1 pseudogene is annotated in these 398 nt (G+C 41.5%); it reads right to left on the reverse strand.

The features are described 5' to 3' along the window. Nucleotides 1-398, reverse strand: a pseudogene (locus tag HC175_RS19855) (hypothetical protein); the annotation flags it as partial.

The raw sequence follows: 398 nt of genomic DNA on the forward strand, positions 1-398 counted from the left end.
TTCCAAACATCTAAACTAAACGATACATACTCTGCATGTCTTCCTGTTTCATCGCAGAAGTTTCCAAAAATGCAGAATTCTATAAGCTGAATTCCGTTGAGATCATAAAAAAGATAGCCGTATTGATTGACTATACGATCGTCAAAACAAACAACTTCTACATTTTGATACTTTTTTACACCTGCACCTAAATTGATGTCCATTGGCAGCGACTGTTCCACCATGTCATCGATTCCACCAGGGCTGTTGTCATCCATGGGTGCTATCCACAAAACATTTCCATCTGCATCAAGAACTGTAAAGTATTGCAGGGTATAGGTACCCGGGTTTAATTCCAGAGTGGCAGACTCTTCGGTAAAGTAATCCGGAGCTCCGTCACCGTTGGTATCGGGAGCATT

Source organism: Salinimicrobium oceani, from assembly GCF_012037645.1.